This is a genomic window from Lelliottia sp. GFLA7, from assembly GCF_056490165.1.
On the sequence record NZ_JBWLAQ010000001.1, the window covers coordinates 993,008 to 1,019,382 of the forward strand.

The following is a 26,375-nucleotide window of genomic DNA, read 5'->3' on the forward strand; positions in this document are numbered from 1 at the left end:
TCGCTCCTCACCCCCATGTATTTATCAAACCGATAAAAGAGAATGCCGTATGTCCGTACAGAATATCGTCAACATTACCGAAGCTAACCTGCAGCAGACCCTGGAATTGTCGATGACAAAACCGGTGCTGTTCTATTTCTGGTCTGAACGCAGCCAGCACTGTCTGGAGCTGACGCCCGTGCTGGAAAGCCTTGCAGCCCAGTACAATGGTCAGTTCGTTCTGGCAAAACTGGACTGTGACGCCGAGCAAAGAGTGGCCTCGCAGTTTGGTCTGCGCGCTATTCCTACCGTCTATCTGTTCCAGAACGGTCAACCGGTGGATGGATTCCAGGGTCCGCAGCCGGAAGAAGCGGTTCGCGCCCTGCTGGATAAAGTGTTGCCGCGTGAAGAAGAGCTGAAAGCGCAGCAGGCGCTGGAACTGATTCAGGAAGGGAAACACGATGAAGCGCTGCCGTTACTGAAAGACGCGTGGCAGCTGTCGAATCAGGATAGCCAGATTGGCCTGCTGCTGGCACAAACGCAGATCGAGCTGAACCGTTCTGAAGACGCCGAAGCGGTGTTAAAAACCATTCCTTTGCAGGATCAGGACACGCGCTATCAGGGTTTGCTCGCGAAGATCGACCTGTTGAAACAGGCCGCCGACACGCCAGAGATCCAGCAGTTGCAGCAGCAAGTGGCGAACAACCCAGATGACGCCGCGCTGGCAAGTCAGCTGGCGTTGCAGCTGCATCAGGTGGGTCGTAACGAAGAAGCGCTGGAACTGTTGTTCAGCCATCTGAAGACCGATCTGGCTGCCGCCGATGGTCAGGCGCGTAAAATGTTCCAGGAAATTCTGGCGGCGTTGGGCACCGGCGATGCGTTGGCGTCTAAATATCGTCGTCAGCTGTACGCACTGCTGTACTAACGTAAAGTCCCCTCTTCTCTACCGGGAGAGGGGAAACTCCCCGCTGCGCACTGAGACTTTTTACTCAACGTTACTGCCTGATACAACGCCCCCTTGCTTCTCTCACAATATGCCCCTGCCGCCCTTTCCCTTTGTTGATTCTGCCGCGACCAAATATTGTAGCCACGTTAATGGATTAGGGGCGAATTCCCCTGCAATAGCCGATATACTGTCGTTCAACAAACGAACAATTTTTGTTGTGACACGGAATGCAAAACAGGAGGTTTTTATATGTTGATCGTTATCCCTATCCTTATCTTCGTCGCGCTGGTGATCGTTGGCGCGGGCGTAAAGATCGTGCCGCAGGGTTATCAGTGGACGGTTGAACGCTTTGGACGCTACACCAATACCCTTCAGCCGGGCTTAAGTCTCGTGGTCCCGTTTATGGATCGTATCGGGCGTAAGATCAACATGATGGAGCAGGTGCTTGATATCCCCTCGCAGGAGATCATTTCGAAAGACAACGCCAACGTCACGATTGATGCCGTCTGTTTTATTCAGGTGATCGACGCCCCGAAAGCCGCTTATGAAGTCAGCAATCTTGAGTCGGCAATCATGAACCTGACGATGACCAACATTCGTACCGTGCTCGGCTCCATGGAGCTGGACGAAATGCTCTCACAGCGCGACAGCATCAATACACGCCTGCTGCATATCGTCGATGAAGCGACCAATCCATGGGGCATTAAGGTGACGCGTATTGAGATCCGCGACGTACGCCCACCTGCAGAACTGATTTCCTCGATGAACGCGCAGATGAAAGCTGAACGTACCAAACGAGCTTACATTCTTGAGGCCGAAGGTATCCGTCAGGCCGAAATACTCAAAGCCGAAGGGGAAAAACAGTCGCAGATCTTAAAGGCGGAAGGTGAGCGTCAGTCCGCGTTCTTGCAGGCGGAAGCGCGCGAACGTTCTGCCGAGGCTGAGGCCCGCGCCACGCAAATGGTCTCAGAGGCTATCGCGGCAGGGGACATTCAGGCGGTGAATTACTTTATCGCGCAGAAATACACCGATGCGCTGCAGCAGATTGGCTCAGCCAATAACAGCAAAGTCGTGATGATGCCGCTTGATGCCAGCAGCCTGATGGGCTCAATCGCCGGTATCGCGGAACTGGTTAAAGACAGCGGAAATGAGCGCAAAAAATGATTGAGATGATGGTGGCACACCCACACGTTTTCTGGCTCAGCCTGGGTGGCTTATTGCTGGCAGCGGAAATGCTCGGCGGTAATGGCTATCTACTGTGGAGCGGCGTGGCGGCAGTCATTACCGGCCTGCTCGTCTGGCTGTTGCCGTTCGGTTGGGAGTGGCAGGGCGCACTCTTTGCCGTGCTGACGCTGGTCGCAGCGTGGCTGTGGTGGCGATGGCTAAATCGCCAGGTGCGCAACCAAAAACCCGCCAACGCCGCGCTCAATCAGCGCGGACAACAGCTGATGGGTAAACGCTATACGCTGGATGATACGCTGATCAATGGTCGCGGACATGTGCGCATCGGTGACAGTTCATGGCCGGTCGTCGCTGATGACGATCTGGTTGCCGGAACACGCGTAGAAGTGATCGCGGTCGAAGGGATTACGCTTCGCGTCAAAGCCTGTTAAGCGCTCGTCTTACGATGGCAGCAGCCGGAAAGATTATCAATAATCGGGCACTCGGCGCTGTCATCACCCGGACAAGATTCCGCCAGTGCCAGCAACTGTTCACGCATCGCCTGCAGCTCAACAATGTGGCGTTCGATCTCCGCCACCTTTTCCAGCGTTCTGCTTTTGACATCCGCGCTATGACGCTCAGGATCGTTGAACAGATTAACTAGCTCGCCACACTCTTCAAGATTGAACCCCACCTGACGGGCCTGACGCAGTAGCGTGAGCTCATCCAGATGCCGTTGCGTATAGCTGCGATAGCCGTTTTCGCTTCGCAATGGCGGCGTCACCAGCCCTTTCTCTTCGTAAAAACGAATCGCTTTGCTGGTCAATCCGGTTTTTTTCGCCACATCACTGATATTCACATTTCCCCCTTGACCTTAACCTTGCTGGAAGGTTTAACCTTTATAACACTCAGTCAAAGCATTATTTTGGTCAATCGTTGACCGGATAACTATACAGGAGTTTTGTTATGTCTCACACAATCAACCTGACGCTGGATGGCCTCACCTGCGGTCACTGCGTCAAACGCGTTAAAGAGAGCCTGGAGCAGCGCCCGGACGTTGACCATGCTGAAGTGACCGTTGAGCACGCAGAAGTCACCGGCAGCGCGAGCGCCGATGCGCTGATCGATACGATCAAACAGGCCGGATACGGGGCGGAGCTCAGCCACCCAAAGGCTAACCCGCTGACAGAGTCATCAATCCCGTCGGAAGCACTGACAGCGGACACCCCTGAGCTTCCGGCAGCCAGCGATATCGATGACAGCCAACAGCTGTTGATCAACGGCATGAGCTGCGCCAGCTGCGTCTCCCGCGTACAAAAAGCCTTGCAGGCCGTACCGGGTGTGTCGCAGGCACGGGTAAACCTCGCGGAACGCACTGCGCTGATTATGGGCAGCGCGTCCGCTACAGAATTAGTCCAGGCGGTTGAAAAAGCGGGTTACGGTGCCGAGGCGATCGAAGATGAAGCCGAGCGCCGTGAACGCCAGCAGGAAACCGCCCTCGCCACCATGAAGCGTTTTCGCTGGCAGGCGATAGTCGCACTGCTGGTCGGTATTCCGGTGATGGTGTGGGGCATGCTCGGCGACAACATGATGGTCACCGATGAGAACCGCACGCTGTGGCTGGTGATTGGTGTGGTGACGCTCGGCGTTATGGTTTTTGCCGGCGGACATTTTTATACCAGCGCCTGGAAAAGCCTGAAGAATCGCACCGCCACCATGGATACGCTGGTGGCGCTGGGAACCGGCGCGGCATGGCTCTACTCCATGAGCGTGAACGTTTGGCCGCAGTGGTTCCCGATGGAAGCGCGTCATCTCTATTACGAAGCGAGCGCGATGATTATCGGCCTGATCAATCTCGGCCATATGCTTGAAGCCCGCGCGCGTCAGCGCTCATCAAAAGCGCTGGAACGATTACTCGACTTAACGCCGCCGTCCGCACGTGTCGTGACGGAAGACGGTGAAAAAACGCTGCCGCTTGCCGACGTGCAGCCGGGAATGACGCTGCGCCTCACCACTGGCGATCGCGTCCCGGTAGACGGTGAAATAACGCAAGGTGAAGCCTGGCTAGATGAAGCCATGCTCACCGGCGAACCGATCCCGCAGCAAAAAAGCGCGGGTGACGCGGTACATGCCGGAACCGTGGTACAGGACGGCAGCGTGCTGTTCCGCGCCAGCGCGGTAGGCAGCCACACGACCCTGTCGCGCATCATTCGCATGGTACGTCAGGCGCAGAGCAGCAAACCGGAAATTGGACAGCTGGCCGATAAAATCTCCGCCATTTTTGTGCCGGTCGTAGTCGGTATCGCGCTGTTTAGCGCTGCTATCTGGTACTTTTTTGGCCCCGCCCCGCAGATTGTGTACACGTTGGTGATCGCCACAACGGTGCTGATCATCGCCTGCCCTTGCGCGCTCGGCCTGGCAACGCCAATGTCGATTATTTCCGGCGTCGGCCGTGCCGCCGAGTTTGGCGTGCTGGTTCGTGATGCCGATGCGCTCCAGCGCGCAAGCACGCTCGATACATTGGTGTTTGATAAAACCGGTACGTTAACGGAAGGCCGGCCGCAGGTTGTGGCGGTGCGGACGATTAACCTGGCGGTTACCGACGCGCTGCGTCTGGCGGCGGCGCTTGAACAAGGTTCCAGCCATCCGCTGGCAAGGGCGATTATCGAGAAAGCCGGTAACGGGACGCTGCCGCAGGTGGATAATTTCCGCACGCTGCGCGGTTTGGGCGTGAGTGGCGATGTGGAAAATCATGCTGTGCTGCTCGGCAATCAGGCGCTGTTGCGCGAAAGCGGCATTGATACCGCTGCGCTGGACGATGAGCTGAACGCTCAGGCTTCACAGGGTGCGACGCCGGTTCTGCTGGCGGTTGACGGCCAGGCGGTTGCACTGTTTGCGATCCGCGATCCGTTGCGTCAGGACAGCGTGGCCGCACTTTCGCGTCTGCATCGCGCGGGTTATCGTCTGGTGATGCTGACCGGCGATAACCCCACGACGGCCAACGCCATTGCCAAAGAGGCAGGCATTGATGAAGTGATTGCAGGCGTGATGCCGGACGGGAAAGCTGACGCCATCAAAACGCTGCAAAGTCAGGGCCATCAGGTGGCGATGATCGGCGATGGCATCAACGATGCACCGGCTCTGGCGCAGGCTGATGTCGGGATTGCGATGGGCGGCGGTAGCGACGTGGCGATTGAAACGGCGGCGATTACGCTGATGCGTCACAGCCTGATGGGCGTGGCTGACGCGCTGGCGATTTCAAAAACCACGCTGCGCAATATGAAGCAAAACTTGCTCGGTGCGTTTATCTATAACGCGTTCGGCATTCCGATTGCTGCCGGCATTTTATGGCCGCTAACCGGAACCTTGTTGAACCCGGTTGTCGCGGGGGCCGCCATGGCGCTCTCGTCCATCACCGTGGTGAGTAACGCCAACCGGCTACTACGCTTTACGCCGAAGGATTGAACCTTAACCTCCTACGCGCTAGCATGAACCTTTGCATTCATGGAGCGCGTATGAGCCTGTTTAATCGTATAAAAACCACATTCCGCGCTCGGTTTCCCCGCCGTTATCCCTGGCCGGGGCTGGATATGATGCTCCCTGGCGGACAGCATTTGCATCTGGTCGGCAGCATTCATATGGGCACGCGTGACATGTCACCGCTGCCGCCTGCGCTGGTTGAAAAACTCAGTACCGCCGATGCGCTGATCGTTGAGGCGGATATTTCCGGCAACGAATTCCCCTTTGCAAACCTTGATATTCCGCCCCCCCTCAACGAGCGACTCAACGAGGCGCAGCTGGCCGAGCTTGAACGCGTTGCCGACGAGCTGGGGCTTTCCCTGTCGATGCTTGAAACCCAGCCGCTGTGGCAACTCGCCATGGTATTGCAGGCTACGCAGGCTCAACGGCTGGGATTGCGCGGCGAATACGGTATCGACTATCAGCTTCTCAACGCCGCGCGAGCCAGAAATCTCAGGGTCATCGAGCTGGAAGGCGCTGAAAGTCAGATTGCGCTGCTGCGTCAGCTCCCGGGCGACGGGTTGTCGCTGCTGGATGATACGTTAACGCACTGGCACACCAACGCGCGGCTGTTACAGATGATGATTAGCTGGTGGCTGGACGCGCCGCCCGCCGACAGCAAGATGGAGCTGCCCTCGACGTTTAGCGAATCGCTGTACGATGTGTTGATGCATGAACGTAATCAGGCCTGGCAAAAAACCTTGCAGGCGTTGCCCGCCGGGCACTATGTGGTCGCCGTCGGCGCGCTGCATTTATACGGGGAAGGGAATTTGCCGTCGCTGTTAAAATAAAAAAATGGCCAATATTTCTATTGGCCCGTCAAAGAGGAATTTCATCGTTATTATTATGCCGAAGGAGACCCTCGGTTGAGCCGATTGTCGCTCAAAGTCATCATCTCCGCCAATACTATTGCGCAAGATGGTGCTATTTTTTAGACAGCCGTCAGGCGTATGCTGAACGCGAAAATTGTCTGTCGTCAGAAGGATCACTATGACTCCCGCCGTTAAATTACTCGAAAAAAACAACATTCCTTTCAAGATTCATACCTACGATCACGACCCCGCCGAAACCAACTTTGGTGATGAAGTGGTGCGCAAGCTGGGGCTGAATGCCGACCAGGTGTATAAAACGCTGCTGGTTGCCGTGAATGGCGATATGAAACATCTTGCGGTGGCGGTCACGCCCGTCGCAGGCCAGCTGGATTTGAAAAAAGTCGCCAAAGCGCTGGGCGCGAAAAAGGTCGATATGGCGGATCCGATGGTGGCACAGCGCACCACGGGATATCTGGTCGGCGGCATCAGCCCGCTTGGTCAGAAAAAACGCCTACCGACGCTGATTGATGCCCCTTCTCAGACGTTTGAAACGATCTTTATTTCAGGCGGAAAGCGTGGGCTGGATATTGAGCTTGCTGCAGGTGATTTAGCGAAAATTCTTGATGCCCAATTTGCGGATATTGCGCGGCGGGATTGATCCTTCTGTACAAAAAAAAGGGCGTTATTGGTGAAGTCAGTTTGGACGCGGACAGCGCGCAGGAACCGGAGCGTACAGAGAGTACGTGAGGATTCCGAGCACTGCCCGCGTTCAAAATGGCGAACAAAATAGCCCTGTTATTGCCAGGTCACTTCACCTTTCGGCTCATACACATTCACATCCAGCGGTGAATTTTGCTGGATAAACTGCTTCAGCACTTCGGCGTCGATAAAGCCAGTATTCACATACCCCGGTTTATCATCGATATGCGGATAGCCGTCACCGCCGGTGGCGTTAAAACTCAGCGTCGCCATGCGGTAAGTTTTGGCGGGATCAATCGGTTCGCCTTTGATCTTCAGATCGTTCAGCTTGCCGTCTTTGGCGGTAAAACTGACGTTAGCAAACTGCGGATAGGCACCGGAATCAGGCTTCATTTGCGCCACGGCGGTCAGATAGTCGATCACTTCTTTACCACTCATATCGACGTACACCACGATGTTGCCAAACGGCTGAACCTTCAGCACATCTTTGTAGGTAATATCACCGCCATCAATGGAATCACGAATGCCGCCGCCGCTCATCACGGCAAAATCAGCACTGGTACGCGCCATTTGCGCTGCCAGCAACAGATGTCCCATATTGGTTTGCACAAAGCGAACTTTGCTGCGATCCCCTTCCAGACGACCATTAATATTGCCGATCTTCACATCCAGCTGCGCTTTGCCTTTATTCTGGAACGGCGTCAGGAGCGACAGCATTTGCGCGTTTTCGGCAATTTCTGGCGTGTAAAGTACGCGCTCACTTTTGCCGTCATCGTAAGTCACTTTCTTCTTCAGGTTCACCGGGATCAGCTGGTAATTCACCAGTTTCATCTCGCCGTTGCGGAACTCAAAGTCAGCACGGCCCACGTATTTGCCCCATTCATGAGCCTGAACAATCCAGATCCCGTTCTGACGATCGGGCGCGCATGGCGTTCCCGGCACGTAATCAACCTGCTTTTTATTCTCGGCAGCCATGCAAACTGGGTTTTGTGAGTGACCGCCCACAATCATTGCCAGCGCGCCCGCTGGCAGGCTGCGCGCCATTTCCACATCACCCGGCGCGTTTGAGCCGTGCTCGCCGTTATCGTAATGCCCCATATGAGTGGTCGCGATAATCACGTCTGGCTTTTCGTTTTGATTCAGCTCCTGAATCACCAGCTTGGCTTCATCAGCAGGTTTACGGAATTCAATGTCCGTAAAATATTCCGGGTTGCCGATTTTCGCGGTGTCGTCGGTGGTTAAGCCGATCACGGCGATTTTTAAATCTTCACGTTTGAAGAGTGCCCAGGGCTTAAACAGGCGCTCGCCGGTACTTTTTTGATAAATATTGGCGGAGAGGAACGGGAATTTAGACCACTTTTCCTGCTGGCGCAGTACGGTTAACGGATTATCAAATTCATGGTTGCCGACGGCCATCGCGTCATAACCAATTAAATTCATGCCACGGAAATCGGGTTCCGCGTCCTGTAAATCGGACTCCGGTACGCCGGTATTAATGTCGCCGCCAGACAGTAACAATACGCTGCCGCCCTGCGCCGCCACGTCTTTGCGAATCCCATCCACCAGCGTTTTTTGCGCCGACAGGCCGTATTCACCGTATTCGCTGCGCCAGAAATGACCGTGGTGGTCGTTGGTATGCAGAATAGTGATTTTGTAGATTTTATCTTTTTCGTATGCCTGCGCTTGCTGGCTTGCCAACGCCCATGTGGCTATCAGCGCCAATGCGACGCCTCGCTTCATTAACTTCATATTCTCGCTCCCTGACTAAAAGACAAACGCAAAAATTACAATGAGTAACAAGAATAGACAAATATGTTTTCAGAATTGCGACTTTCCTCAAATCTCACGGAAAGGTATGTTAGCGAGATAATAATGACATCCTGCATTTCTTATAAATAAAAGACGTGGAATTTTATGGCAATCAGTGAATCAACCCAGCCCACCACGGGCTCTCCGGCGTCACCGCCAAAAGCGCGCACCTCATTTGGTATTTTGGGCGCGATCAGTTTGTCGCATCTGCTGAACGATATGATTCAGTCGCTGATTCTGGCGATTTATCCCCTGTTACAGTCAGAATTTTCATTAACCTTCGTTCAGATCGGGATGATAACGCTGACTTTCCAGATGGCATCGTCTCTGTTACAGCCCGTCGTGGGCTACTGGACAGATAAATATCCGATGCCGTGGTCACTGCCGATTGGGATGTGTTTCACGCTCAGCGGGTTGGTACTGCTGGCGCTGGCCGGGAGCTTTGAGATGGTCCTGGTTGCTGCGGCCCTGGTCGGGACGGGCTCGTCAGTATTCCATCCGGAATCCTCGCGTGTGGCGCGTATGGCCTCAGGGGGTCGCCACGGCCTGGCGCAGTCGTTGTTCCAGGTGGGCGGCAACTTCGGTAGCTCGCTCGGTCCTCTGCTGGCCGCTGTCATCATCGCGCCATACGGAAAAGGTAATGTGGCCTGGTTTGTGCTGGCCGCATTGCTGGCGATTGTCGTATTGATTCAGATCAGCCGCTGGTATTCCGCACAGCATCGAGTGAACAAAGGAAAACCGAAGGTCGCCGTGGTGAATCCGCTGCCGCGCGACAAGGTCATTCTGGCCGTCGGAATACTGTTAGTGCTGATTTTCTCTAAATATTTCTATATGGCGAGCATCAGCAGCTATTACACCTTTTATCTGATGGAAAAATTCGGATTATCGGTACAAAACGCGCAGTTTCATCTGTTTGCGTTCTTGTTCGCGGTTGCAGCCGGTACGGTGATTGGCGGCCCTGTCGGCGATAAAATTGGGCGTAAATACGTGATTTGGGGCTCTATCCTCGGCGTTGCGCCCTTTACCCTTATTTTGCCGTACGCATCCCTTGAATGGACGGGGATTTTGACGGTGATAATTGGTTTTATCCTCGCGTCAGCGTTTTCAGCCATTCTGGTGTATGCCCAGGAGCTAATGCCGGGACGTATCGGTATGGTTTCTGGACTCTTTTTCGGCTTTGCTTTTGGGATGGGAGGCCTTGGAGCCGCCGTTCTGGGGCTGGTTGCTGACCACACCAGTATCTTCCTGGTCTACAAAATCTGTGCTTTCCTGCCACTTCTGGGGATACTGACCATATTCCTGCCTGATTATCGGCATAAGGCCTAGTTTCTCTGCGGCCAAAGTCAAACTTTGGCCGCACTCAGCACCTACTGCCGTAAGGCTTCCCTCTCGATCCTCGTGTTAATTTGTCCTAATTTGCTTTTTTTAACGCTTATTGCTGTTTTCTTCAAATTTCAACAATTATTCATAAACATAACGGTCAAAATTGTCATAAACTATTAATCGGGTTTTTGGCATTCACGCCAAAAATGGATCACCACACGACGAAAGGAGACGGAATGCATCACGCCACACCGCTTATCACCACCATTGTTGGTGGCCTTGTGCTCGCTTTTATCCTTGGCATGCTTGCCAACAAGTTACGTATTTCTCCTCTCGTGGGCTATTTATTAGCAGGTGTGCTGGCAGGTCCGTTTACGCCCGGTTTTGTGGCAGATACCAAACTGGCGCCAGAACTGGCGGAATTAGGCGTGATTCTGCTGATGTTTGGCGTGGGTCTTCATTTCTCCCTAAAGGATTTGATGGCGGTAAAGGCCATCGCCATCCCCGGTGCGATCGCCCAGATAGGCGTGGCGACGTTATTGGGTATGGCGCTTTCTGCGGTGATAGGTTGGCCGCTGATGACCGGCATTGTGTTTGGATTATGTCTCTCAACCGCCAGTACCGTGGTGCTGCTGCGCGCGCTTGAAGAACGACAGCTTATCGACAGCCAGCGTGGGCAAATCGCTATCGGCTGGCTGATTGTGGAAGATTTGGTGATGGTGTTGACGCTGGTTCTGTTGCCTGCCGTCGCCGGAATGCTTGAAAAAGATAACGTCGGCTTCGCATCGCTGGCGCTGGACATGAGTATCACTATCGGGAAGGTGATTGCGTTCATCGCCATCATGATGGTCGTGGGCCGCCGTCTGGTTCCCTGGATTATGTCGCGCAGCGCCGCCACCGGCTCACGCGAACTGTTTACCCTTTCCGTACTGGCGCTGGCGCTGGGCATTGCCTTCGGGGCGGTCGAGTTCTTTGACGTCTCCTTTGCTCTGGGCGCGTTCTTCGCCGGGATGGTGTTGAACGAGTCAGAGCTGAGCCACCGTGCAGCGCACGACACGCTGCCGCTGCGTGATGCATTTGCGGTGCTGTTCTTTGTCTCCGTCGGCATGCTGTTCGATCCGTGGATCCTCTTAGAGCAGCCGCTGGCGGTACTGGCAACGCTGGCGATCATTATCTTCGGTAAATCTGTTGTCGCGTTCCTCCTGGTGCGCATGTTTGGCCACTCTCCGCGTACCGCGCTGACCATCGCGGCAAGCCTGGCGCAGATTGGTGAGTTCGCCTTTATCCTGGCGGGTCTGGGCATGGCGCTGAATCTGCTGCCACAGGCCGGACAAAATCTGGTGCTGGCAGGCGCTATCCTCTCCATCATGCTCAACCCGGTGCTGTTTGCGGTGCTGGAAAAATATCTCGATAAAACCGAGACGCTGGAAGAGCAGACGCTGGAAGAGGCGACCGAAGAAGAGAAACAGATCCCGGTGGATATCTGTAATCACGCGCTGCTGGTCGGGTTTGGCCGCGTCGGTAGCCTGCTTGGCGAGAAGCTGATGGCTCAGGGCATTCCGCTGGTGGTTATCGAGACATCACGTTCCCGCGTGGATGAGCTGCGTGCGCGCGGTATCCGCGCCGTGTTAGGCAACGCCGCTAACGAAGAGATCATGAATCTGGCGCACCTGGACTGCGCGCGCTGGCTGCTGCTGACTATTCCTAATGGTTACGAGGCGGGTGAAATTGTCGCGACCGCGCGTGAGAAATGCCCGACGATTGAAATTATCGCCCGCGCGCATTATGACGACGAGGTGGAATACATTACCGAACGCGGTGCGAATCAGGTGGTGATGGGTGAGCGTGAGATTGCTAACACCATGATTACGCTGATTGAAAAGCCGCCAATTGAAGAGGCGGTGACGGGGTAAGATTGCAGCTGTCTGGTGCCCTCACCCCAGCCCTCTCCCACAGGGAGAGGGAGTAAACACAAAAAAGCAACTGACGTTGCCTTTTTGTTTTGACCCTGTGCAGCCTGATGCCCTCACCCTGGCCCTCTCCCACGGGGAGAGGGAGTAAACACAAAAAAGCAACTGACGTTGCCTTTTTGTTTTGACCCTGTGCAGCCTGATGCCCTCACCCTGGCCCTCTCCCACAGGGAGAGGGAGTAAACATAAAAAAGACAACTGACGTTGCCTTTTTGCTTTGACTCTGTGCGGTCTGATGCCCTCAACCAATAGATACGAGGAATAAAAGACGATTCCGTGCCATCCCCTCTCCCTTAGGAAGAGGGTTAGGGTGAGGGGTTATCTTTTAGCGATCCCAGTACGACTCTTCCAGACTGTCCTCTCTCTCCGGCAGCCCACGCGTTAAGCGCGGTGAATGCTGATTCAACACCTGATAGCTTACGCGGTTCGCGTATTTACATACTTGCGCCAGCGATGAATAGGTTAGCCAGTTGGATTTGTGCTTGCTGGAGTTCGGGACGTTAGAGCGGTGATAGGCATTCGCGGTGATATCGTGCAGCAGTGCCGCCAGCGCGCCATCGCCAGCACCGTTGGTGTTCATGATCTTCTCCGGTCCGCCCATGTAAGGCGCGATATGGGAGAAAATGCGCAGCGGATTTTCACAGTCTTTGTGGCGCATCGCGCGGCTGAATTCGTACTGGTTGAACTCGGCAATCGCGCCCGGCAATAACGGATGCTGAGTTTTGCGTTTGCTCTCTTCTTCCGTAAAGCCCGCCATAAACAGCCCCACAGGACCGGCGGTGCAAAGCACTAAATCGACCCAATCCAGCGCTTTATCAGACGCCAGCAGCGGATCGCTTTCGCCGGTCAACGCTTCGGCCTCTTCTTCATTCATCGCCAGAATGGAAACATGCTCTTTCAGGAACGCCTGCCACCACTCGGGGTTATCTGCAATCACGAATTTAGTCCCCAGCGTCAACACCACCGGCACATTGTATTTTTTCGCGTATTCAATCGCCTGCATGGTCGCTTCCGGCATCGGTTCACCGGGCTTACAGCGCACCAGATAGGAGGTCAACACCAGGGCAGAAGCGCCCGCGATCACCTCTTCCGGGATGCTCTCCGCGCGCAGCTTATTCATGTGACCAGGACTGATGGCAAACGTGCGCTCGCCGGAATCGCTGATCAGCGTAAAGCAGCGGCCAATCGCCCCGTCAACACCCTGCAGATAGTTCAGATCGGTACGGCTGGAGGTGTTGCAGAGATAGCGGTAGGCGTATCCGCCGATTTCAATGTTGCTGCACATCACGCCCAGCAGGACCGAACGGTCATCCGCCAGCACGGAATAGTTGTGCATCGTATTCCCGATAGTGCCACCGGCAAACTGATGGGTGATCAGGTTTTCGCGCACCAGCTCCTGATACAGCGCCTCAGCGACATCATCTTCAATCACCAGCGAATGACCGGAACTCAACCCATAACGTGCAACAAATGCATCATCTACTTTCGCTTCAATGTCGACCAGCGTCTGATCGATACCGACCACCCACGCCGCGCTGGTTTCATTTTCTGGCTGAATCTGTTGCAAGAGAGGATCGCGTGCGTTGACGGGGAAATAGTGTTTGGATTTGCGCTTACCGGGAAATTTCATGTTCAGGGCTACGAGTGACTAATGGGCCGGAAATGGTAGCACAAACCCGGCCCAATACGCGATTAGCGACGCGTCGTTACCAGCGAGACCATCATCTCGATATGCTCTGGCGAGTCATTCAGGGCTGGAATGTATTCGTACTTCGTTCCGCCAGCTTCGAGGAAAAACTCCCGGTTCTGCACCGCGATCTCTTCCAGCGTTTCCAGACAGTCCGCCGAAAAGCCCGGGGACATCACCTGAACGTGCTTCACGCCCTTTTCACCGAGCATTTTCAGCGTTTCATCGGTGTAAGGTGTCAGCCAGGGTTCGCGGCCAAAGCGTGACTGGAAGGTCATCATCACTTTTTCTGGCGGCAGGCCCAGCGCCGAAACCAGTTCGCGCGTGGTGTCGCGACAGCGTTGCGGGTAGTCATCACCTTCATCAGCGTAACGCTGAGGAATCCCATGATAGGAGAGTAAAAGCAGATCCGGCTCGCCGTGCTTAGCGAACGATGCGCGCGCGCTGTTCACCAGAGCCGCAATGTACATCTCATCATCGGCGTAATCGCGGATAAAGGTAATGCCAGGAATATGACGGCGCGTCGCAAGAATGCGCGCCAGCTCATCCCAGACTGCAGCGACCGTCGAGCAGGAATATTGCGGATACAGTGCCAACACCACGATATGCTCAACGTCCTGTGACAACAGATTTTCGACCGCACTTTCCAGCGACGGTTTGCCATAGCTCATGCCGAGCGCGACAGGCATATCCGGCAAACGGGCAGCAAGCGCTTTCTCCTGACGACGGCTGTAGACCATCAGCGGAGAGCCCTCTTCCATCCACACGGACTGGTAAAGTTTAGCAACGCGTGGGGAGCGAATCGGCAGAATGACGCCACGCAATAGCGGCCACCACAAGACTCGTGGGGTATCGACGACGCGCGTGTCGCTTAAAAACTGTCGCAGGTAACGCTTAACTGCTGCTGGAGTGGGTGCTTCTGGAGTGCCCAGATTGGCAAGCAGGATGCCGGTTTTCGCCTGACTCATTCACGCCTCTTAACCATTTGAATGGCTGATGATTGTAACTGAAAAGCGTGTAAACGGAACCCATTGCTGCGATAGGAAAGAGGAGAGAATATCTCACCCGAAGCGTTTCGGGTGAGTCCACGTCATCTTTCAGGCTGCCTCTTTGCTGGCTGCCCCCTCTCCCCCGGTCACAGAGTTATCTCTATTCCAGGGAGTCGAGTCCTTGCCGCCGTGATGCAGCCCGAATGATTGAGTGGCGAAAAGCGATTAGCCGAGGATCTTTTCCAGCTCTGCACGCACTTCAGCGACTGGCTTGGTGCCGTCAACTTTAGCGTATTGGGTGTTACCCGCCTGCGCTTCTTTAGAGTAGTAGCCGATCAGCGGCGCGGTCATCTGATGGTATTCCACCAGGCGTTTACGCACGGTCTCTTCCTGATCGTCTTTACGCGTGGTCAGCTCTTCGCCGGTCACGTCGTCTTTGCCTTCAACCTTCGGTGGGTTGAATTTGATGTGGTAAACGCGACCGGATGCAGCGTGGACGCGACGACCGATAATACGGTCAACGATCAGCTCGTCAGGAACGGCAAATTCCAGAACGTAATCCACGTTGATACCCGCTTCTTTCATGGCGTCAGCCTGCGGAATGGTACGCGGGAAGCCGTCGAGCAGGAAACCGTTACGGCAATCTTCCTGAGTGATGCGTTCTTTTACCAGGGCGATAACCAGTTCGTCAGTCACCAGTTTGCCAGCGTCCATGATGTCTTTCGCTTTTTTACCCAGCTCGGAGCCAGATTTAACAGCGGCACGCAGCATGTCACCCGTAGAGATTTGCGGAATACCGTATTTCTCCATGATGAACTGAGCCTGAGTTCCTTTACCCGCGCCCGGAGCGCCAAGCAGAATAATACGCATTGCGAAAATCCCCTCAAAAGTTGGTTCAATTTTTCAAAAGCGCTAAACAATACCATCAGAACGGGTATGGCTCAAGGAAGGCGGGGAGGCTGAAACGGTTAACGGGGGGATTATTTGGGATGATACAGTCTGATGCCCTCACCCCGGCCCTCTCCCACGGGAGAGGAGAAGACCAGGGGAGCGTGGTTAATTACGCCAGCAGCAATGCATTCACGCGCTTGATGAACTGGTTTGGATCTTCCAGCGTACCGCGCTCAGCTAGCAGGGATTGATCCAGCAGCAGCTCAACCCACTCGGAGAAGCGTGCTTCATCCTGCGTGTCTGCCGCGCGTTTAACCAGCGGGTGATCCGGGTTCAGCTCGAAGATGTATTTCACTTCTGGCATCGCCTGGCCCGCAGCAGCGAACAGTTTTGCCATCTGTGTACCCATTTCGTCGGCGTCAGTGGTGACGATTGCCGGGGTGTCGGTCAGACGATGGGTGAAACGCACCTCTTTGACGCGATCGCCCAGCAGGGTTTTCACGCGCTCTACGAAAGGCTCCAGCGCTTTCTCGGCTTCTTTCGCGGTTTCGTCCACTTCATCCGCCAGTTTATCGATGGATTCGTCCGCTTTCGCCACAGACTGGAACGCTTTACCGTCGAACTCCGTCAGGTAGTTCATCATCCACTCATCAATGCGGTCGGAAAGCAGCAGCACTTCGATGCCTTTCTTACGCAGCAGCTCCAGATGCGGGCTGCTCTTCGCAGCAGCGTAGCTGTCAGCGGTGATGTAGTAGATTTTCTCCTGCCCTTCTTTCATACGAGATACGTAATCTTCGAGCGACACGGTCTGCTCGGAAGAGTCGGTGTGCGTAGAGGCAAAGCGCAGCAGTTTGGCAATAGATTCCACGTTGCCCGAATCTTCCGCTGGGCCTTCTTTCAGTACCAGGCCGAACTGTTTCCAGAAGGTCTGGTATTTTTCCGCGTCGTCTTTCGCCAGTTTTTCCAGCATCTGCAGCGTACGTTTGGTCAGCGCGTTACGCAGATTGCGCGTCACGGTGCTGTCCTGCAGGATTTCGCGCGAAACGTTCAGCGGCAGATCGTTGGAATCAATCAGACCACGGGTGAAGCGCAGGTAATTCGGCATGAACTGCTCAGCGTCATCCATGATGAACACGCGCTGCACGTACAGTTTCAGGCCGTGCTTGTGATCGCGGTTCCACATGTCCCACGGTGCCTGCGCCGGGATATACAGCAGGCTGGTGTATTCCTGCTTACCTTCTACACGGTTGTGGCTCCAGGTCAGCGGATCGGTAAAGTCGTGGGCGATGTGCTTATAGAATTCGTTGTATTCGTCGTCTTTGATTTCAGACTTGTTACGCGTCCACAGCGCCTGCGCCTTGTTGATTTTTTCCCAGGAGACAACGGTTTCCCCGTCCTGCTCTTCCCGTTTTTCGATCTCAACAGGCAATGCGATGTGGTCGGAATATTTGCTGATGATCGAGCGCACGCGCCAGTCATTCAGGAAATCGTCTTCGCCTTCGCGCAGGTGCAGGGTGATTTCGGTACCGCGATCGGCTTTGGTGATGTCATCAACGGTGTATTCACCTTCACCGTGAGATTCCCAAAACACGCCGTTTTCAGCGCTGTCGCCCGCCGCGCGGGTGCGCACGGTGACTTTGTCCGCCACGATAAACGCAGAGTAGAAGCCCACGCCGAACTGGCCGATCAGTTGGCTGTCTTTCGCCTGATCTGAACCCATAGATTCGAGGAAGGATTTGGTGCCGGATTTGGCAATCGTACCGAGATGATCGATCACCTCGTCGCGATTCATGCCGATACCGTTATCAGCGATGGTCAGGGTGCGGTTGTCTTTATCGAAAGAGACACGCACGCGCAATTCACCGTCACCTTCATACAGATCCGGGTTGGACAACGCGCGGAAGCGCAGTTTGTCCGCCGCATCCGAGGCGTTGGAAATCAGTTCGCGCAGGAAAATTTCTTTATTGGAATACAGGGAATGGATCATCAGGTGCAGAAGCTGTTTGACCTCTGACTGGAAACCACGGGTTTCTTGTCCTTTCATATTCAATCGACCTCAACAATGCCATTTAATGAAGTGGATACCCTAAATAATTTGCGTTGCAGGAAGGCGGCAAGTAAGAGAATCCCCGGGAGCTTACTTAAGTAAGTGACTGGGGTGAACGAACGCAGCCAACGCACCTGTGACGTAAAGTATGACGGGTATAACGAGTTGAGTGAGAGATGGGGATAAGAACAGAATATTTCAAGCGGAGGCCACGAATGCAGCCTCCGTTTGGTCAGAAAATAAGCTTGTGACGTCCAGCCAGAGAGTGAGACAGCGTGGTGCCGTCCACCATTTCCAGCTCACCGCCAACCGGCACGCCGTGGGCGATTCGGCTGGCGCTCACGCCGTACTGCGCGCACAGCTCACCGATATAGTTCGCTGTCGCCTCGCCTTCCACCGTCGGGTTGGTGGCGAGAATCACCTCGGTCAGCGTCTCAGATTCAAGACGCTGTTCAAGACGATCCAGACCGATATCATCCGGGCCAATCCCATCCAGTGGAGACAGATGCCCCATCAGCACGAAATAACGGCCCGAAAACTGCCCGGTTTGCTCAATGGCGTAGATGTCCGCTGGACTCTCCACCACGCAAATCTGACCGTTTTCCTGACGACGCGGATTGGTGCAGATATTGCACACATCCTGCTCGGTAAATGTACGACAATCCGCACAGTGACCAATTTCTGACATGGCGCGGGTCAGTGCCTGCGCCAGGCGCATCCCGCCGCTGCGGTCGCGCTGTAACAGCGTAAACGCCATACGTTGCGCTGATTTCGGGCCAACGCCCGGCAAACAGCGCAGCGCTTCCATTAACTGCGTGAGCAGCGGACTGGTTTGCATCAGAACGGCATCTTGAAGCCCGGCGGCAATTGCATACCGCTGGAAACAGAGGCCATTTTCTCTTTCTGAGTTTCGTCGATACGGCGCGCAGCATCGTTAAATGCAGCAGCAACCAGATCTTCCAGCATGTCTTTGTCGTCTTCGAGCAGGCTCGGATCGATCTCCACGCGGCGGCAGTTGTGTGCGCCGTTAATAGTGACTTTCACCAGACCAGCACCAGATTCACCCGTGACTTCCAGCTGGGCGATCTCTTCCTGTGCCTTCTGCATTTTTTCCTGCATCTGCTGAGCCTGCTTCATCAGGCCACCCAGACCGCCTTTTCCACCAAACATAGGCTTCTCTCTCTTTCACGTTTAACGATTAAAACCGTAAGTCAGACTCACGATCAAAGGGGGCGAATACTTTCTTCATCCAGATCTGCGTCGAAGAAACGACGCAGAGTCTGGATATTGTTATCCGCAATAATCGACTCGCGCGCTTGCGCAAGCTTCTCTTCATAAATGGCCTGTCGCCACTCCAGCGGAGTTCGCATCTCGGGATTATCATCTTCAATGATAGTCAATTCAACCGGTGCACCGTGCAATGTGGCGAGCGCCTCCGTCAACACCTTTTGCGCTGACGGGGAATTAAGATGCCGCTGACTCGGACGCAGATGCAGGCGGATATGATTCCCGTCCTGCTCTTTCCAGGCATTCAGCGCAACTTGTTCCACCAGCTTCGGCAGCTGCAATTTGCTGACCTCAGCGGCCCATGCATCACGCTCAAGCGACTCTTCGGCGAGCTTTGCTGACAGCTCTGGCGTCTTCTCATGTTCGAGCGCTTTTTTAAGCGCTTTCGGCGTGGCAACTTCGACTTTCACCTCTACTGCGGTGTTGGTCGATTTCCAGCGGTAAGCCTCTTTCTTCGCCGGGGCTTTGACTTCGGCTGCGCTGGATGCGGGGCGCGATTGCACGCGCTCCGTTACCGATGCGAGTCGTTCGAGTGCGGCGTTATTAACCGGCCGCGCTCTTCCTGGCGCTGCCGGTTCACTCTTTTTTGGCTTGGTTGCCCCCTGCGCGCGCTGGAGCTGATTGCGGGCGGCGAGCACCGAACTGGTGGCATCCGGCAGCGAGACGTCCTGCCGGGGTGGTGGCGCAGCTTCCTGCGGCACTTGCGGCGGCGTCAACACGGCGGTTGGCGCGACCGGAGCAAAAGATGGTTGCGTGACTTCAGGCTCTGGCAGCGGCTTGCGCGGATGGAACGCCAGCGCACGCAGCAGCGTCATTTCGACACCCATACGGCGGTCCGGCGCAAACGGCAGCTCTTTACGGCCAATCAGCAGCGTCTGATAGTAAAGCTGAACGTCAGTTGGCGGCACGATGCGGGCAAGTTCGCGCATCCGCTGTTCTATCGCGGCCATATCTGCGCCAATGGCGGCAGGCGAAAGCTGCAACATGGCCACGCGGTGCAGCAAGGCGAGCATTTCTACTAACAGCGCTTCCCACTCCACACCGCGAGACGCCGCGACGTTGACCAGCGACATCACACGTTCACCGTTCGCCTCGATCACCGCTTCGACCAGCGACAGCGCCTGATCGTCGTCGAGCGTGCCAAGCATCGTGCTGACCGCGACCGTTGAAAGCTGGCCGTCACCGCTGGCAATCGCCTGATCGGTGAGGCTTAACGCATCACGCAGGCTACCGTCTGCAGCACGCGCCAGCAGTTGCAGCGCACGCGGTTCGTGGACGATTTTTTCTTCGTCAAGAATATGTTCGAGCTGCGCGCGGATCTGTTCAACGTCCAGCGCCTTCAGATGGAACTGCAGGCAACGCGACAGAATCGTGACCGGCAGCTTTTGCGGATCGGTGGTCGCCAGCAGGAATTTGACGTGCGATGGCGGCTCTTCCAACGTTTTCAGCAGGGCGTTAAAGCTGTGGCGCGACAGCATGTGCACTTCATCGATCAGATAGACCTTGAAGCGGCCACGCGCCGGGGCGTACTGCACATTATCCAGCAGATCGCGGGTGTCTTCGACTTTTGTGCGCGACGCAGCATCGATCTCAATCAGATCGACAAAACGCCCCTGCTCGATTTCACGGCAGTTATCACATACGCCGCACGGTGTGGCGGTGATTCCGGTTTCGCAGTTGAGGCCTTTTGCCAGCAAACGGGCAATAGACGTTTTGCCGACGCCGCGCGTGCCGGAGAATAGATACGCGTGATGAATACGTCCTAGCGATAAACCGTTCGCCAGGGCGGTCAGCACATGTTCCTGGCCGACAACGTCAGCGAAGGTTTGGGGTCGCCATTTTCGGGCTAACACCTGATAACTCATGGGCAGGCTCTGCAACGCTGGAAGGTGGAATTCAGGGGGGTCATGCTAACACAACCTCACCCGTTGGGCGAGGTTGCGGGAGTCGGGATTAATGACCCGGGAAAGGAACGAGACTGTAGCTGGTGATGCCCTGTTTTTCCAGGCGCTGTTCGCCGCCCAGATCGAACAGATTGATGATGAAGGCCGCGTCGGTCACTTCGCCACCCAGACGGCGGATCAGTTTCACGGTCGCTTCGATCGTGCCACCCGTTGCCAGCAGATCGTCGACAACCAGCACTTTATCGCCCGGTTTAATCGCATCAACATGGATTTCCAGCTGATCGGTGCCGTATTCCAGCTCATAACTTTCAGCAATGGTTTCACGTGGCAATTTACGCGGTTTACGTACCGGTACAAAGCCCACGCCCATCTCGAGCGCAACCGGTGCGCCAAACAGGAAGCCACGTGCTTCTGTTCCTACGACTTTGGTGATCCCGGCGTTTTTGTAGCGCTCAACCAGCAGTTCGATGCTGAGAGCGTACGCTTTCGGGTCTTCCAGCAAGCTGGTGACATCACGGAAAAGAATGCCAGGCTTTGGATAATCCTGGATGCTTTTGATGCTGTTTTTCAGATATTCAAGCTGCTGCGCAGTTGCGGTCATAAATGTATGCCTGGTTAAAAACGGTGTTACCCACGGTGTGCATAAAAGTACGGTCAAAGTTACAATTGATTAACCTTTGACCAGGCGCACCTGTGCTCGAAAACGGTCGAATTTACTGGCTACGCGGGATAAATGCAACAGCCATCAGCGCTCTTCAGTGCTTTTGTTGTTTTTCATCAACGACGGGAATTCGCCACATAAAGAATAGCAGGCAGGAGAGAATCACCAGCAACAGGATGCGTACCCACATCATCTTGACCAGCCATAATGAAATGGCAAAGGTAATGAGGATTACCGCAATGGCGCGAGGCTTTGCCCCAGGCGGCATCGCCCGGTATTGTTGCCAGTGGCGCAGATAGCCACCAAACCACGAGCGATAAAGCAGCCATTGGTGGAATCGCGGCGACGAGCGGGCAAAACACCAGGCCGCCAGCAGAATAAACGGCGTGGTCGGCAAGAGCGGTAAAACCACACCCAACGTGCCAAGCACTACCGCAAGCCAGCCAATGATGATTAAAATAGTACGCTTCATAATGCGAATCGTTATCAAACTGAACGGCTACTTTACCACTGGAGAGCGGATTGAAAACAGCCTTGCTTTTGGAAACCCTGCAAAATCAGCTGATCGCCCTGCGTGTGCAGGCCTCACCGCTGATGCAGCACGCGACGCTGAAACCCCGCTTTGACAGGCAGTTGTTCCGCACCCGCAGCACGCTCATGAAAGATTATCTTGATGAAGCGCAGGCTCACTTTGATGAGTTGCAGCGCGCCGTTAATCAGGCTCAGCCTGAGCAGGTGGCGTGGCTTGCAGGGCATCTGACCGAACAGATCACCGCCCTGCATCGCGAGATTACCGCATGGCCGCTGCGCGCCTGGGATAGCGCGTCGGCCGGCGCAGGAAAATGGCAACGCAAACGGCTGGAGCATCAGGAATTTGAGCGTCGGCTGTTTGAGATGAAACGGGATCGAGAAAAGCAGCTAGAATCCGCCGAAACGCTGGACGATCAGCAGCGCTTAATGCGTGAAGTCAGCACACTGGAAGGCCGTATCACGCGTTGTCGTCAGGCGCTAGAAGAGATCGAACGCGTGATTGCGCGTATGACCCGTTAATGGAGAGAAAAATGTCGCTGGAAAACGCACCGGATGAGGTCAAACTGGCCGTCGATCTGATTATGCTGCTGGAAAATCACGATCTTCCGCCCGAAACGGTGCTGAAAGCGCTGGAAATTGTGACGCAGGATTTTGAAAGCAAGGTGAAGGCTGCATGCCTTCACCCTACCCCTCTGCCACCGGGAGAGGGAATGTAATCAAGCCAGCTTTCCAGAATCAAGCCAGCGTTCAAGCCGGGAAAAATCAGGCTGGCGTAGGGTCGTCGCCCTTAATTTCGCGCTTCACTTCCGTATGCTCATCACCTTTCTCATTGCGCAGGTGAACTTCAAGTTGGTTGAAGGCGATATTAATGCCGTTTTCGCGGCACAGGCGGTCGATGGTGCGGTTCAGCTCATCAACGGCATAGCTGCGATCGCGCAGTTCACGCACATATAAACGCAGCTCGTGATCCAGCGTGCTTGGGCCAAAGGTGGTGAAGAACACCGCCGGAGCCGGATCGTGCATCACTTTTGGATGCTCCATCGCTGCCTGCAGCAGAACTTCTTTCACCCTGTCGAGATCGGAACCGTACGCTACGCCGAGACGGATCACCACGCGCGTGATGGTGTCGGAAAGCGACCAGTTGATCAGACGCTCGGTCACAAACGCCTTGTTTGGGATGATCACCTCTTTGCGATCGAAATCGGTAATCGTGGTCGCACGAATGCGGATCTTGCTGACCGTACCGGAGAAGGTGCCGATGGTCACGGTGTCGCCGATACGCACCGGGCGCTCGAACAGGATAATCAGACCAGAAACGAAGTTACCGAAGATCTCCTGCAAGCCAAAACCGAGACCCACGGAGAGCGCGGCAGCCAGCCATTGAAGTTTATCCCACGAGACGCCAAGCGACCCGAAGACGGTCATTGCCCCCGCCACCAGAATCACGTAGTTCAGGATAGTGGTGATGGCGTACGAAGAGCCCTGTCGCATGTTCAGACGCGAGAGCACCAGCACTTCCAGCAAGCCAGGCAAGTTGCGGATCAGCGCCCACGCAACCATCGACGAAACCAGTGCAAACAGCAGGCTGCCCATGGTGACGCTTTTCATCACCGCCGTACCGGCTTCGGTGCCGTTGTACTGCCACAGGGTGATGCTGTCGAGATAGGCGAATACGGTGATCAGGTCTGACCAAATCGCCCAGAACACCACGCCAAACAGCGCCACCATTACCAACATGGTGATACGCAACGTCTGCTGGTTAACCTGTTCGAGCGCGATGGTCGGCTCTTCTTGCGGCTCTGCCCCTTCTGCACCCTCTTTCACCATATTCTGCCGACGCGCCAGCGCACGGCGATAGGCAATACGGCGCGCTGCAACGCTCAGGCCACGCAGCACCGTCTGATACAGCAGGTTCCAGAGGATTACCAGATAAACGGTTTCAATCCAGCGGCCCGACAGGCGCAGCGTGGTGTAGAAATAGCCCGTCGCGGTGAGTACCATCAGCGCCAGCGGAATGATCGCCAGCACGGTAACGGTGATCAGCCGGATGTTGTGCGACTCTTTGTCGCGCCAGCTGTCGCGGCACATCGGCCACATCAGCACGGCAATCAGCAGCAGGTTGAGGAAAATAGCTAGCTGGCCGAGCACATCGTCCATCAGATGCAGCGGAGAAAGCTCTGCCACAACCGACCAGAAATGCAGCGGTAACAGCGCCAGACTCACGCGCACAATCTGGCGACGCCAGTGGCTGGTGAGCTGCTCAGGCATATTGAAGTGACGCACTGCCACGCCGTCTTTTTCCAGCACTTTCCAGCACAAGCCGAATACCAGCCAGAACAGCGCCAGTTTTTTACTGAACGCCCACAGCAGATCGCTGATGTTCAGCTGCATGGTCAGCAGAATAAGGCCAACGGCCAGAATCACCAGGCAGATCGGCATCGCGCGGATCAGATCGATAAGGATCGCTTTTGGCGTGTGAAGCTGGCTGTCATTACGCAGTTGCCCCACTTCGTCAGCCAGCTTCTCCTGGTATTTTCTCATCCAGCCGAGACGCCAGCGAATCAAGCCCGCAATCAACAGCAACGGCAAACCTGCGAGGAAGGCAATCATCACCGCAGGCCAGGCTTTCTCCCAGTTCACGGTAATTTTCATGCTCTTGATCTGTGATTTCAGCGTTTCAGGGAAGGATTTCACCCAGTCCCAGTCCATCGGTTTATTGCTGTTCACCCAGAAGATTTGCTGAGTCAGAATTTCCTGCAGACTTTTCGATACGCTCACCAGCTGCTGCTGGTTGATTTGCAGATTGATCGCCATCATCAGCTGATTGCCCAGCTGTTTGTTGAGCTGGTCGAGCAGCTCGCGGCGCATATCCACTACCTGCAACAGCGCATCGTGGACTTCGTCATTCACTTCGCTGGAATGGCCATCTTCCACTTTCGCGACAAAAGCGTCGCTCTGGAAAAGCGCATCGCGCTGCTGGTTCACTTCAAACTGCTCAAGACGCAAATCGGCAATACGATTCGTCATGTCTTCCAGCTCATCGGCGGAAGGCAGCGTCTGCTGCTGCTGATAGAGAATGCGCGATAACAACAGACTGCCCTTCAGCACCGCAATCTGTTCTTTGATATTGCGTTCCGCCTGCAGTGCGCGATCCAGCCAGTTTTTAACTTTAATATTTTGCTGAACCAGCGAGTTCCCGCTCTCCGTCGCCTGGATCAGGCGCTGGCTGAGCTGATGGTTCACATCCAACTCTTGCTTAACCAGGGGATTCGTCTGGATGCGCGTGGTTTCGTCCGGCGAGACGGCTTCCTGCGCGGTTTTTTCAGTGAGCGTCAGACGTTTGCTGTTCACCGCTTCCTGCAAGAGCTGAAGCTGGTGTTCCAGACGATTAATGTTCGCCGTGACATAATCACGTTGCTTTTGCAGGGTATCCTGCAAAACGGTATTGCCTTCCAGACTTTTACGCTGCTGGTCAATTTGCGCGTTGAGCAGCGCTTGCTGTGCCAGCAAAAGCGTTTGTTGAGTGGGACGCAGCGCGCCCTCTCCCATCGTCGTCCCGTTCAGGCGGTTACGAATCTGCTGAAGCTGTTGCGAGGCGGTGTACATCGCGTTCTGAACGCGTTCCGGCTGCGTTTGCAGGGAGACCAGTTGGCTGTTGTACGTCGCGAGATCGCTCTGCCCGGTTTGTAAATCGTCGAGCAGTTGCGTCATCCGCGATTCAAGCTGGCGCAGCGAGAGTGTCGTCAGCGTTTTGCGGGTTTCATCGTCGTTATCCACGTCGCTCAACGCGCTAAGCGATGCGGTAGCCTGACGCATTTTCGCAGGCGCTTCGGCCACTTTCTGACGCAACTGAGTGGTTTCCGTCTTCACGCGCTCGAGTTTATCGAGCGTCTCCAGCGTTTCCGTCAGATCGGCCAGGACGAGTTTATCCTGCGGCGTGAGGTCTTTTTGTTTGTTGAGCGTGTCCACTTGCGACTGTACATCCGCACGCGCCGGGAGCTCGGAGCTGTTTTCAGCTCGCGCCCAGGAGGCAGGTGCCGTCATCAAGAAAACCAGCACGGAGAAAATTAAGGCAAAAACAGGGTTTTGCAAGCGAGAATAGTGCAACATAGTTATGAGTTTGCTGTGAGAAGATGACCAAAAATAGCCAGGTGCGGAGA

At 55.1% G+C, this 26,375-nt stretch carries 22 protein-coding genes and 1 other annotated feature; of the genes, 10 read left to right on the forward strand and 12 right to left on the reverse strand.

Annotation, left to right across the window (positions count from 1 at the left end; genetic code table 11):
- The first annotated feature begins 49 nt into the window (after positions 1-49).
- The 3 genes from AC07RN_RS04805 (at position 50) to AC07RN_RS04815 (ending at position 2,538) form a co-directional block, all read left to right on the forward strand.
- A complete protein-coding gene (locus tag AC07RN_RS04805) occupies positions 50-904 on the forward strand; it encodes a co-chaperone YbbN (RefSeq protein ID WP_407435606.1) in 855 nt (284 codons plus the stop codon).
- A 270-nt stretch (positions 905-1,174) separates the two neighbouring features.
- Positions 1,175-2,089 carry an SPFH domain-containing protein gene (locus tag AC07RN_RS04810; protein WP_012016369.1) on the forward strand — a complete coding sequence of 305 codons (915 nt, stop codon included), beginning with the start codon at positions 1,175-1,177 and terminating at the stop codon, positions 2,087-2,089.
- The gene (locus AC07RN_RS04815) at positions 2,086-2,538 is read left to right on the forward strand and encodes an NfeD family protein (protein WP_012016368.1); all 453 of its coding nucleotides are present in this window, start codon (positions 2,086-2,088) and stop codon (positions 2,536-2,538) included. The genes AC07RN_RS04810 and AC07RN_RS04815 overlap by 4 nt, the downstream gene beginning before the upstream one ends.
- On the opposite strand, the gene cueR is transcribed toward AC07RN_RS04815, so the two are convergent.
- Positions 2,535-2,945, reverse strand: a complete 411-nt coding sequence (gene cueR, locus AC07RN_RS04820; RefSeq protein WP_478335712.1) for a Cu(I)-responsive transcriptional regulator — start codon at positions 2,943-2,945, stop codon at positions 2,535-2,537. The two genes, AC07RN_RS04815 and cueR, sit on opposite strands and share 4 nt — an antisense overlap.
- Positions 2,946-3,052: 107 nt before the next feature.
- Here cueR and copA point away from each other — a divergent pair, with 107 nt between their 5' ends.
- The 3 genes from copA to ybaK all read left to right on the forward strand — a co-directional run bounded on the left by copA (position 3,053) and on the right by ybaK (position 7,075).
- Positions 3,053-5,551 carry a copper-exporting P-type ATPase CopA gene (copA, locus tag AC07RN_RS04825; protein ID WP_478335713.1) on the forward strand — a complete coding sequence of 833 codons (2,499 nt, stop codon included), beginning with the start codon at positions 3,053-3,055 and terminating at the stop codon, positions 5,549-5,551.
- Between the two features lie 50 nt (positions 5,552-5,601).
- Complete coding sequence (locus tag AC07RN_RS04830; RefSeq protein WP_478335714.1) at positions 5,602-6,396, forward strand: TraB/GumN family protein; 795 nt, start codon at positions 5,602-5,604, stop codon at positions 6,394-6,396.
- A gap of 199 nt (positions 6,397-6,595) precedes the next feature.
- Positions 6,596-7,075: a Cys-tRNA(Pro)/Cys-tRNA(Cys) deacylase YbaK gene (ybaK, locus tag AC07RN_RS04835; RefSeq protein WP_012016364.1), complete on the forward strand. Its 480-nt coding sequence runs from the start codon at positions 6,596-6,598 to the stop codon at positions 7,073-7,075.
- 137 nt (positions 7,076-7,212) lie between these two features.
- Here the strand turns inward: ybaK and ushA are convergent, their stop codons facing one another.
- The gene (gene ushA / locus AC07RN_RS04840) at positions 7,213-8,865 is read right to left on the reverse strand and encodes a bifunctional UDP-sugar hydrolase/5'-nucleotidase UshA (RefSeq protein WP_478335715.1); all 1,653 of its coding nucleotides are present in this window, start codon (positions 8,863-8,865) and stop codon (positions 7,213-7,215) included.
- Between the two features lie 165 nt (positions 8,866-9,030).
- Here ushA and AC07RN_RS04845 point away from each other — a divergent pair, with 165 nt between their 5' ends.
- Both AC07RN_RS04845 and ybaL read left to right on the forward strand, forming a co-directional pair.
- Positions 9,031-10,251, forward strand: a complete 1,221-nt coding sequence (locus tag AC07RN_RS04845) for an MFS transporter (protein ID WP_012016362.1) — start codon at positions 9,031-9,033, stop codon at positions 10,249-10,251.
- Positions 10,252-10,484: 233 nt separating this feature from the next.
- Positions 10,485-12,161 carry a YbaL family putative K(+) efflux transporter gene (gene ybaL, locus AC07RN_RS04850; protein ID WP_235134886.1) on the forward strand — a complete coding sequence of 559 codons (1,677 nt, stop codon included), beginning with the start codon at positions 10,485-10,487 and terminating at the stop codon, positions 12,159-12,161.
- Positions 12,162-12,543: 382 nt separating this feature from the next.
- Here ybaL and AC07RN_RS04855 read toward each other — a convergent pair whose 3' ends face one another.
- The 9 genes from AC07RN_RS04855 to AC07RN_RS04895 all read right to left on the reverse strand — a co-directional run bounded on the left by AC07RN_RS04855 (position 12,544) and on the right by AC07RN_RS04895 (position 22,156).
- Positions 12,544-13,848: an inosine/guanosine kinase gene (locus AC07RN_RS04855; RefSeq protein WP_478335716.1), complete on the reverse strand. Its 1,305-nt coding sequence runs from the start codon at positions 13,846-13,848 to the stop codon at positions 12,544-12,546.
- Positions 13,849-13,910: 62 nt separating this feature from the next.
- Complete coding sequence (gene hemH, locus AC07RN_RS04860; protein WP_012016359.1) at positions 13,911-14,873, reverse strand: ferrochelatase; 963 nt, start codon at positions 14,871-14,873, stop codon at positions 13,911-13,913.
- Between the two features lie 246 nt (positions 14,874-15,119).
- Positions 15,120-15,764 (reverse strand): adenylate kinase, encoded by a 645-nt coding sequence (gene adk, locus AC07RN_RS04865; RefSeq protein WP_012016358.1) that lies wholly within the window; start codon positions 15,762-15,764, stop codon positions 15,120-15,122.
- A gap of 190 nt (positions 15,765-15,954) precedes the next feature.
- Entirely contained in the window at positions 15,955-17,829 is a 1,875-nt protein-coding gene (gene htpG, locus AC07RN_RS04870; RefSeq protein WP_407435626.1) for a molecular chaperone HtpG, read from the reverse strand.
- Between the two features lie 235 nt (positions 17,830-18,064).
- On the reverse strand, positions 18,065-18,670 hold the full coding sequence (gene recR / locus AC07RN_RS04875; RefSeq protein ID WP_012016356.1) for a recombination mediator RecR: 606 nt from the start codon (positions 18,668-18,670) through the stop codon (positions 18,065-18,067).
- On the reverse strand, positions 18,670-19,002 hold the full coding sequence (locus tag AC07RN_RS04880; RefSeq protein WP_012016355.1) for a YbaB/EbfC family nucleoid-associated protein: 333 nt from the start codon (positions 19,000-19,002) through the stop codon (positions 18,670-18,672). Before AC07RN_RS04880 ends, recR begins: the two co-directional genes overlap by 1 nt.
- A gap of 53 nt (positions 19,003-19,055) precedes the next feature.
- Positions 19,056-20,984, reverse strand: a complete 1,929-nt coding sequence (gene dnaX / locus AC07RN_RS04885; protein ID WP_478335717.1) for a DNA polymerase III subunit gamma/tau — start codon at positions 20,982-20,984, stop codon at positions 19,056-19,058.
- Positions 19,662-19,726, reverse strand: a sequence feature (DnaX frameshifting element). (Overlaps the previous gene by 65 nt.)
- Positions 20,985-21,072: 88 nt before the next feature.
- Entirely contained in the window at positions 21,073-21,624 is a 552-nt protein-coding gene (gene apt, locus AC07RN_RS04890; RefSeq protein WP_012016353.1) for an adenine phosphoribosyltransferase, read from the reverse strand.
- A 154-nt stretch (positions 21,625-21,778) separates the two neighbouring features.
- On the reverse strand, positions 21,779-22,156 hold the full coding sequence (locus AC07RN_RS04895; protein ID WP_059177935.1) for a DUF454 family protein: 378 nt from the start codon (positions 22,154-22,156) through the stop codon (positions 21,779-21,781).
- A gap of 50 nt (positions 22,157-22,206) precedes the next feature.
- On the opposite strand from AC07RN_RS04895, the gene priC reads away from it, so the two are divergent.
- Both priC and rsmS read left to right on the forward strand, forming a co-directional pair.
- Positions 22,207-22,734, forward strand: a complete 528-nt coding sequence (gene priC, locus AC07RN_RS04900) for a primosomal replication protein N'' (RefSeq protein WP_478335718.1) — start codon at positions 22,207-22,209, stop codon at positions 22,732-22,734.
- Between the two features lie 11 nt (positions 22,735-22,745).
- Positions 22,746-22,931, forward strand: a complete 186-nt coding sequence (rsmS, locus tag AC07RN_RS04905; protein ID WP_478335719.1) for a pleiotropic regulatory protein RsmS — start codon at positions 22,746-22,748, stop codon at positions 22,929-22,931.
- A 46-nt stretch (positions 22,932-22,977) separates the two neighbouring features.
- Here the strand turns inward: rsmS and mscK are convergent, their stop codons facing one another.
- The gene (mscK, locus tag AC07RN_RS04910) at positions 22,978-26,325 is read right to left on the reverse strand and encodes a mechanosensitive channel MscK (protein ID WP_478335720.1); all 3,348 of its coding nucleotides are present in this window, start codon (positions 26,323-26,325) and stop codon (positions 22,978-22,980) included.
- Positions 26,326-26,375: the final 50 nt, after the last annotated feature.

What these genes read in the sequence shown, in the direction of transcription:
- AC07RN_RS04805 (WP_407435606.1), top strand. Translation starts at nt 50, where the DNA reads ATGTCCGTACAGAATATCGTCAACATTACCGAAGCTAACCTGCAGCAG.
- AC07RN_RS04810 (WP_012016369.1), top strand. Translation starts at nt 1,175, where the DNA reads ATGTTGATCGTTATCCCTATCCTTATCTTCGTCGCGCTGGTGATCGTT.
- AC07RN_RS04815 (WP_012016368.1), top strand. Translation starts at nt 2,086, where the DNA reads ATGATTGAGATGATGGTGGCACACCCACACGTTTTCTGGCTCAGCCTG.
- copA (WP_478335713.1), top strand. Translation starts at nt 3,053, where the DNA reads ATGTCTCACACAATCAACCTGACGCTGGATGGCCTCACCTGCGGTCAC.
- AC07RN_RS04830 (WP_478335714.1), top strand. Translation starts at nt 5,602, where the DNA reads ATGAGCCTGTTTAATCGTATAAAAACCACATTCCGCGCTCGGTTTCCC.
- ybaK (WP_012016364.1), top strand. Translation starts at nt 6,596, where the DNA reads ATGACTCCCGCCGTTAAATTACTCGAAAAAAACAACATTCCTTTCAAG.
- ushA (WP_478335715.1), bottom strand. Translation starts at nt 8,865, where the DNA reads ATGAAGTTAATGAAGCGAGGCGTCGCATTGGCGCTGATAGCCACATGG.
- AC07RN_RS04845 (WP_012016362.1), top strand. Translation starts at nt 9,031, where the DNA reads ATGGCAATCAGTGAATCAACCCAGCCCACCACGGGCTCTCCGGCGTCA.
- ybaL (WP_235134886.1), top strand. Translation starts at nt 10,485, where the DNA reads ATGCATCACGCCACACCGCTTATCACCACCATTGTTGGTGGCCTTGTG.
- AC07RN_RS04855 (WP_478335716.1), bottom strand. Translation starts at nt 13,848, where the DNA reads ATGAAATTTCCCGGTAAGCGCAAATCCAAACACTATTTCCCCGTCAAC.
- hemH (WP_012016359.1), bottom strand. Translation starts at nt 14,873, where the DNA reads ATGAGTCAGGCGAAAACCGGCATCCTGCTTGCCAATCTGGGCACTCCA.
- adk (WP_012016358.1), bottom strand. Translation starts at nt 15,764, where the DNA reads ATGCGTATTATTCTGCTTGGCGCTCCGGGCGCGGGTAAAGGAACTCAG.
- htpG (WP_407435626.1), bottom strand. Translation starts at nt 17,829, where the DNA reads ATGAAAGGACAAGAAACCCGTGGTTTCCAGTCAGAGGTCAAACAGCTT.
- recR (WP_012016356.1), bottom strand. Translation starts at nt 18,670, where the DNA reads ATGCAAACCAGTCCGCTGCTCACGCAGTTAATGGAAGCGCTGCGCTGT.
- AC07RN_RS04880 (WP_012016355.1), bottom strand. Translation starts at nt 19,002, where the DNA reads ATGTTTGGTGGAAAAGGCGGTCTGGGTGGCCTGATGAAGCAGGCTCAG.
- dnaX (WP_478335717.1), bottom strand. Translation starts at nt 20,984, where the DNA reads ATGAGTTATCAGGTGTTAGCCCGAAAATGGCGACCCCAAACCTTCGCT.
- apt (WP_012016353.1), bottom strand. Translation starts at nt 21,624, where the DNA reads ATGACCGCAACTGCGCAGCAGCTTGAATATCTGAAAAACAGCATCAAA.
- AC07RN_RS04895 (WP_059177935.1), bottom strand. Translation starts at nt 22,156, where the DNA reads ATGAAGCGTACTATTTTAATCATCATTGGCTGGCTTGCGGTAGTGCTT.
- rsmS (WP_478335719.1), top strand. Translation starts at nt 22,746, where the DNA reads ATGTCGCTGGAAAACGCACCGGATGAGGTCAAACTGGCCGTCGATCTG.
- mscK (WP_478335720.1), bottom strand. Translation starts at nt 26,325, where the DNA reads ATGTTGCACTATTCTCGCTTGCAAAACCCTGTTTTTGCCTTAATTTTC.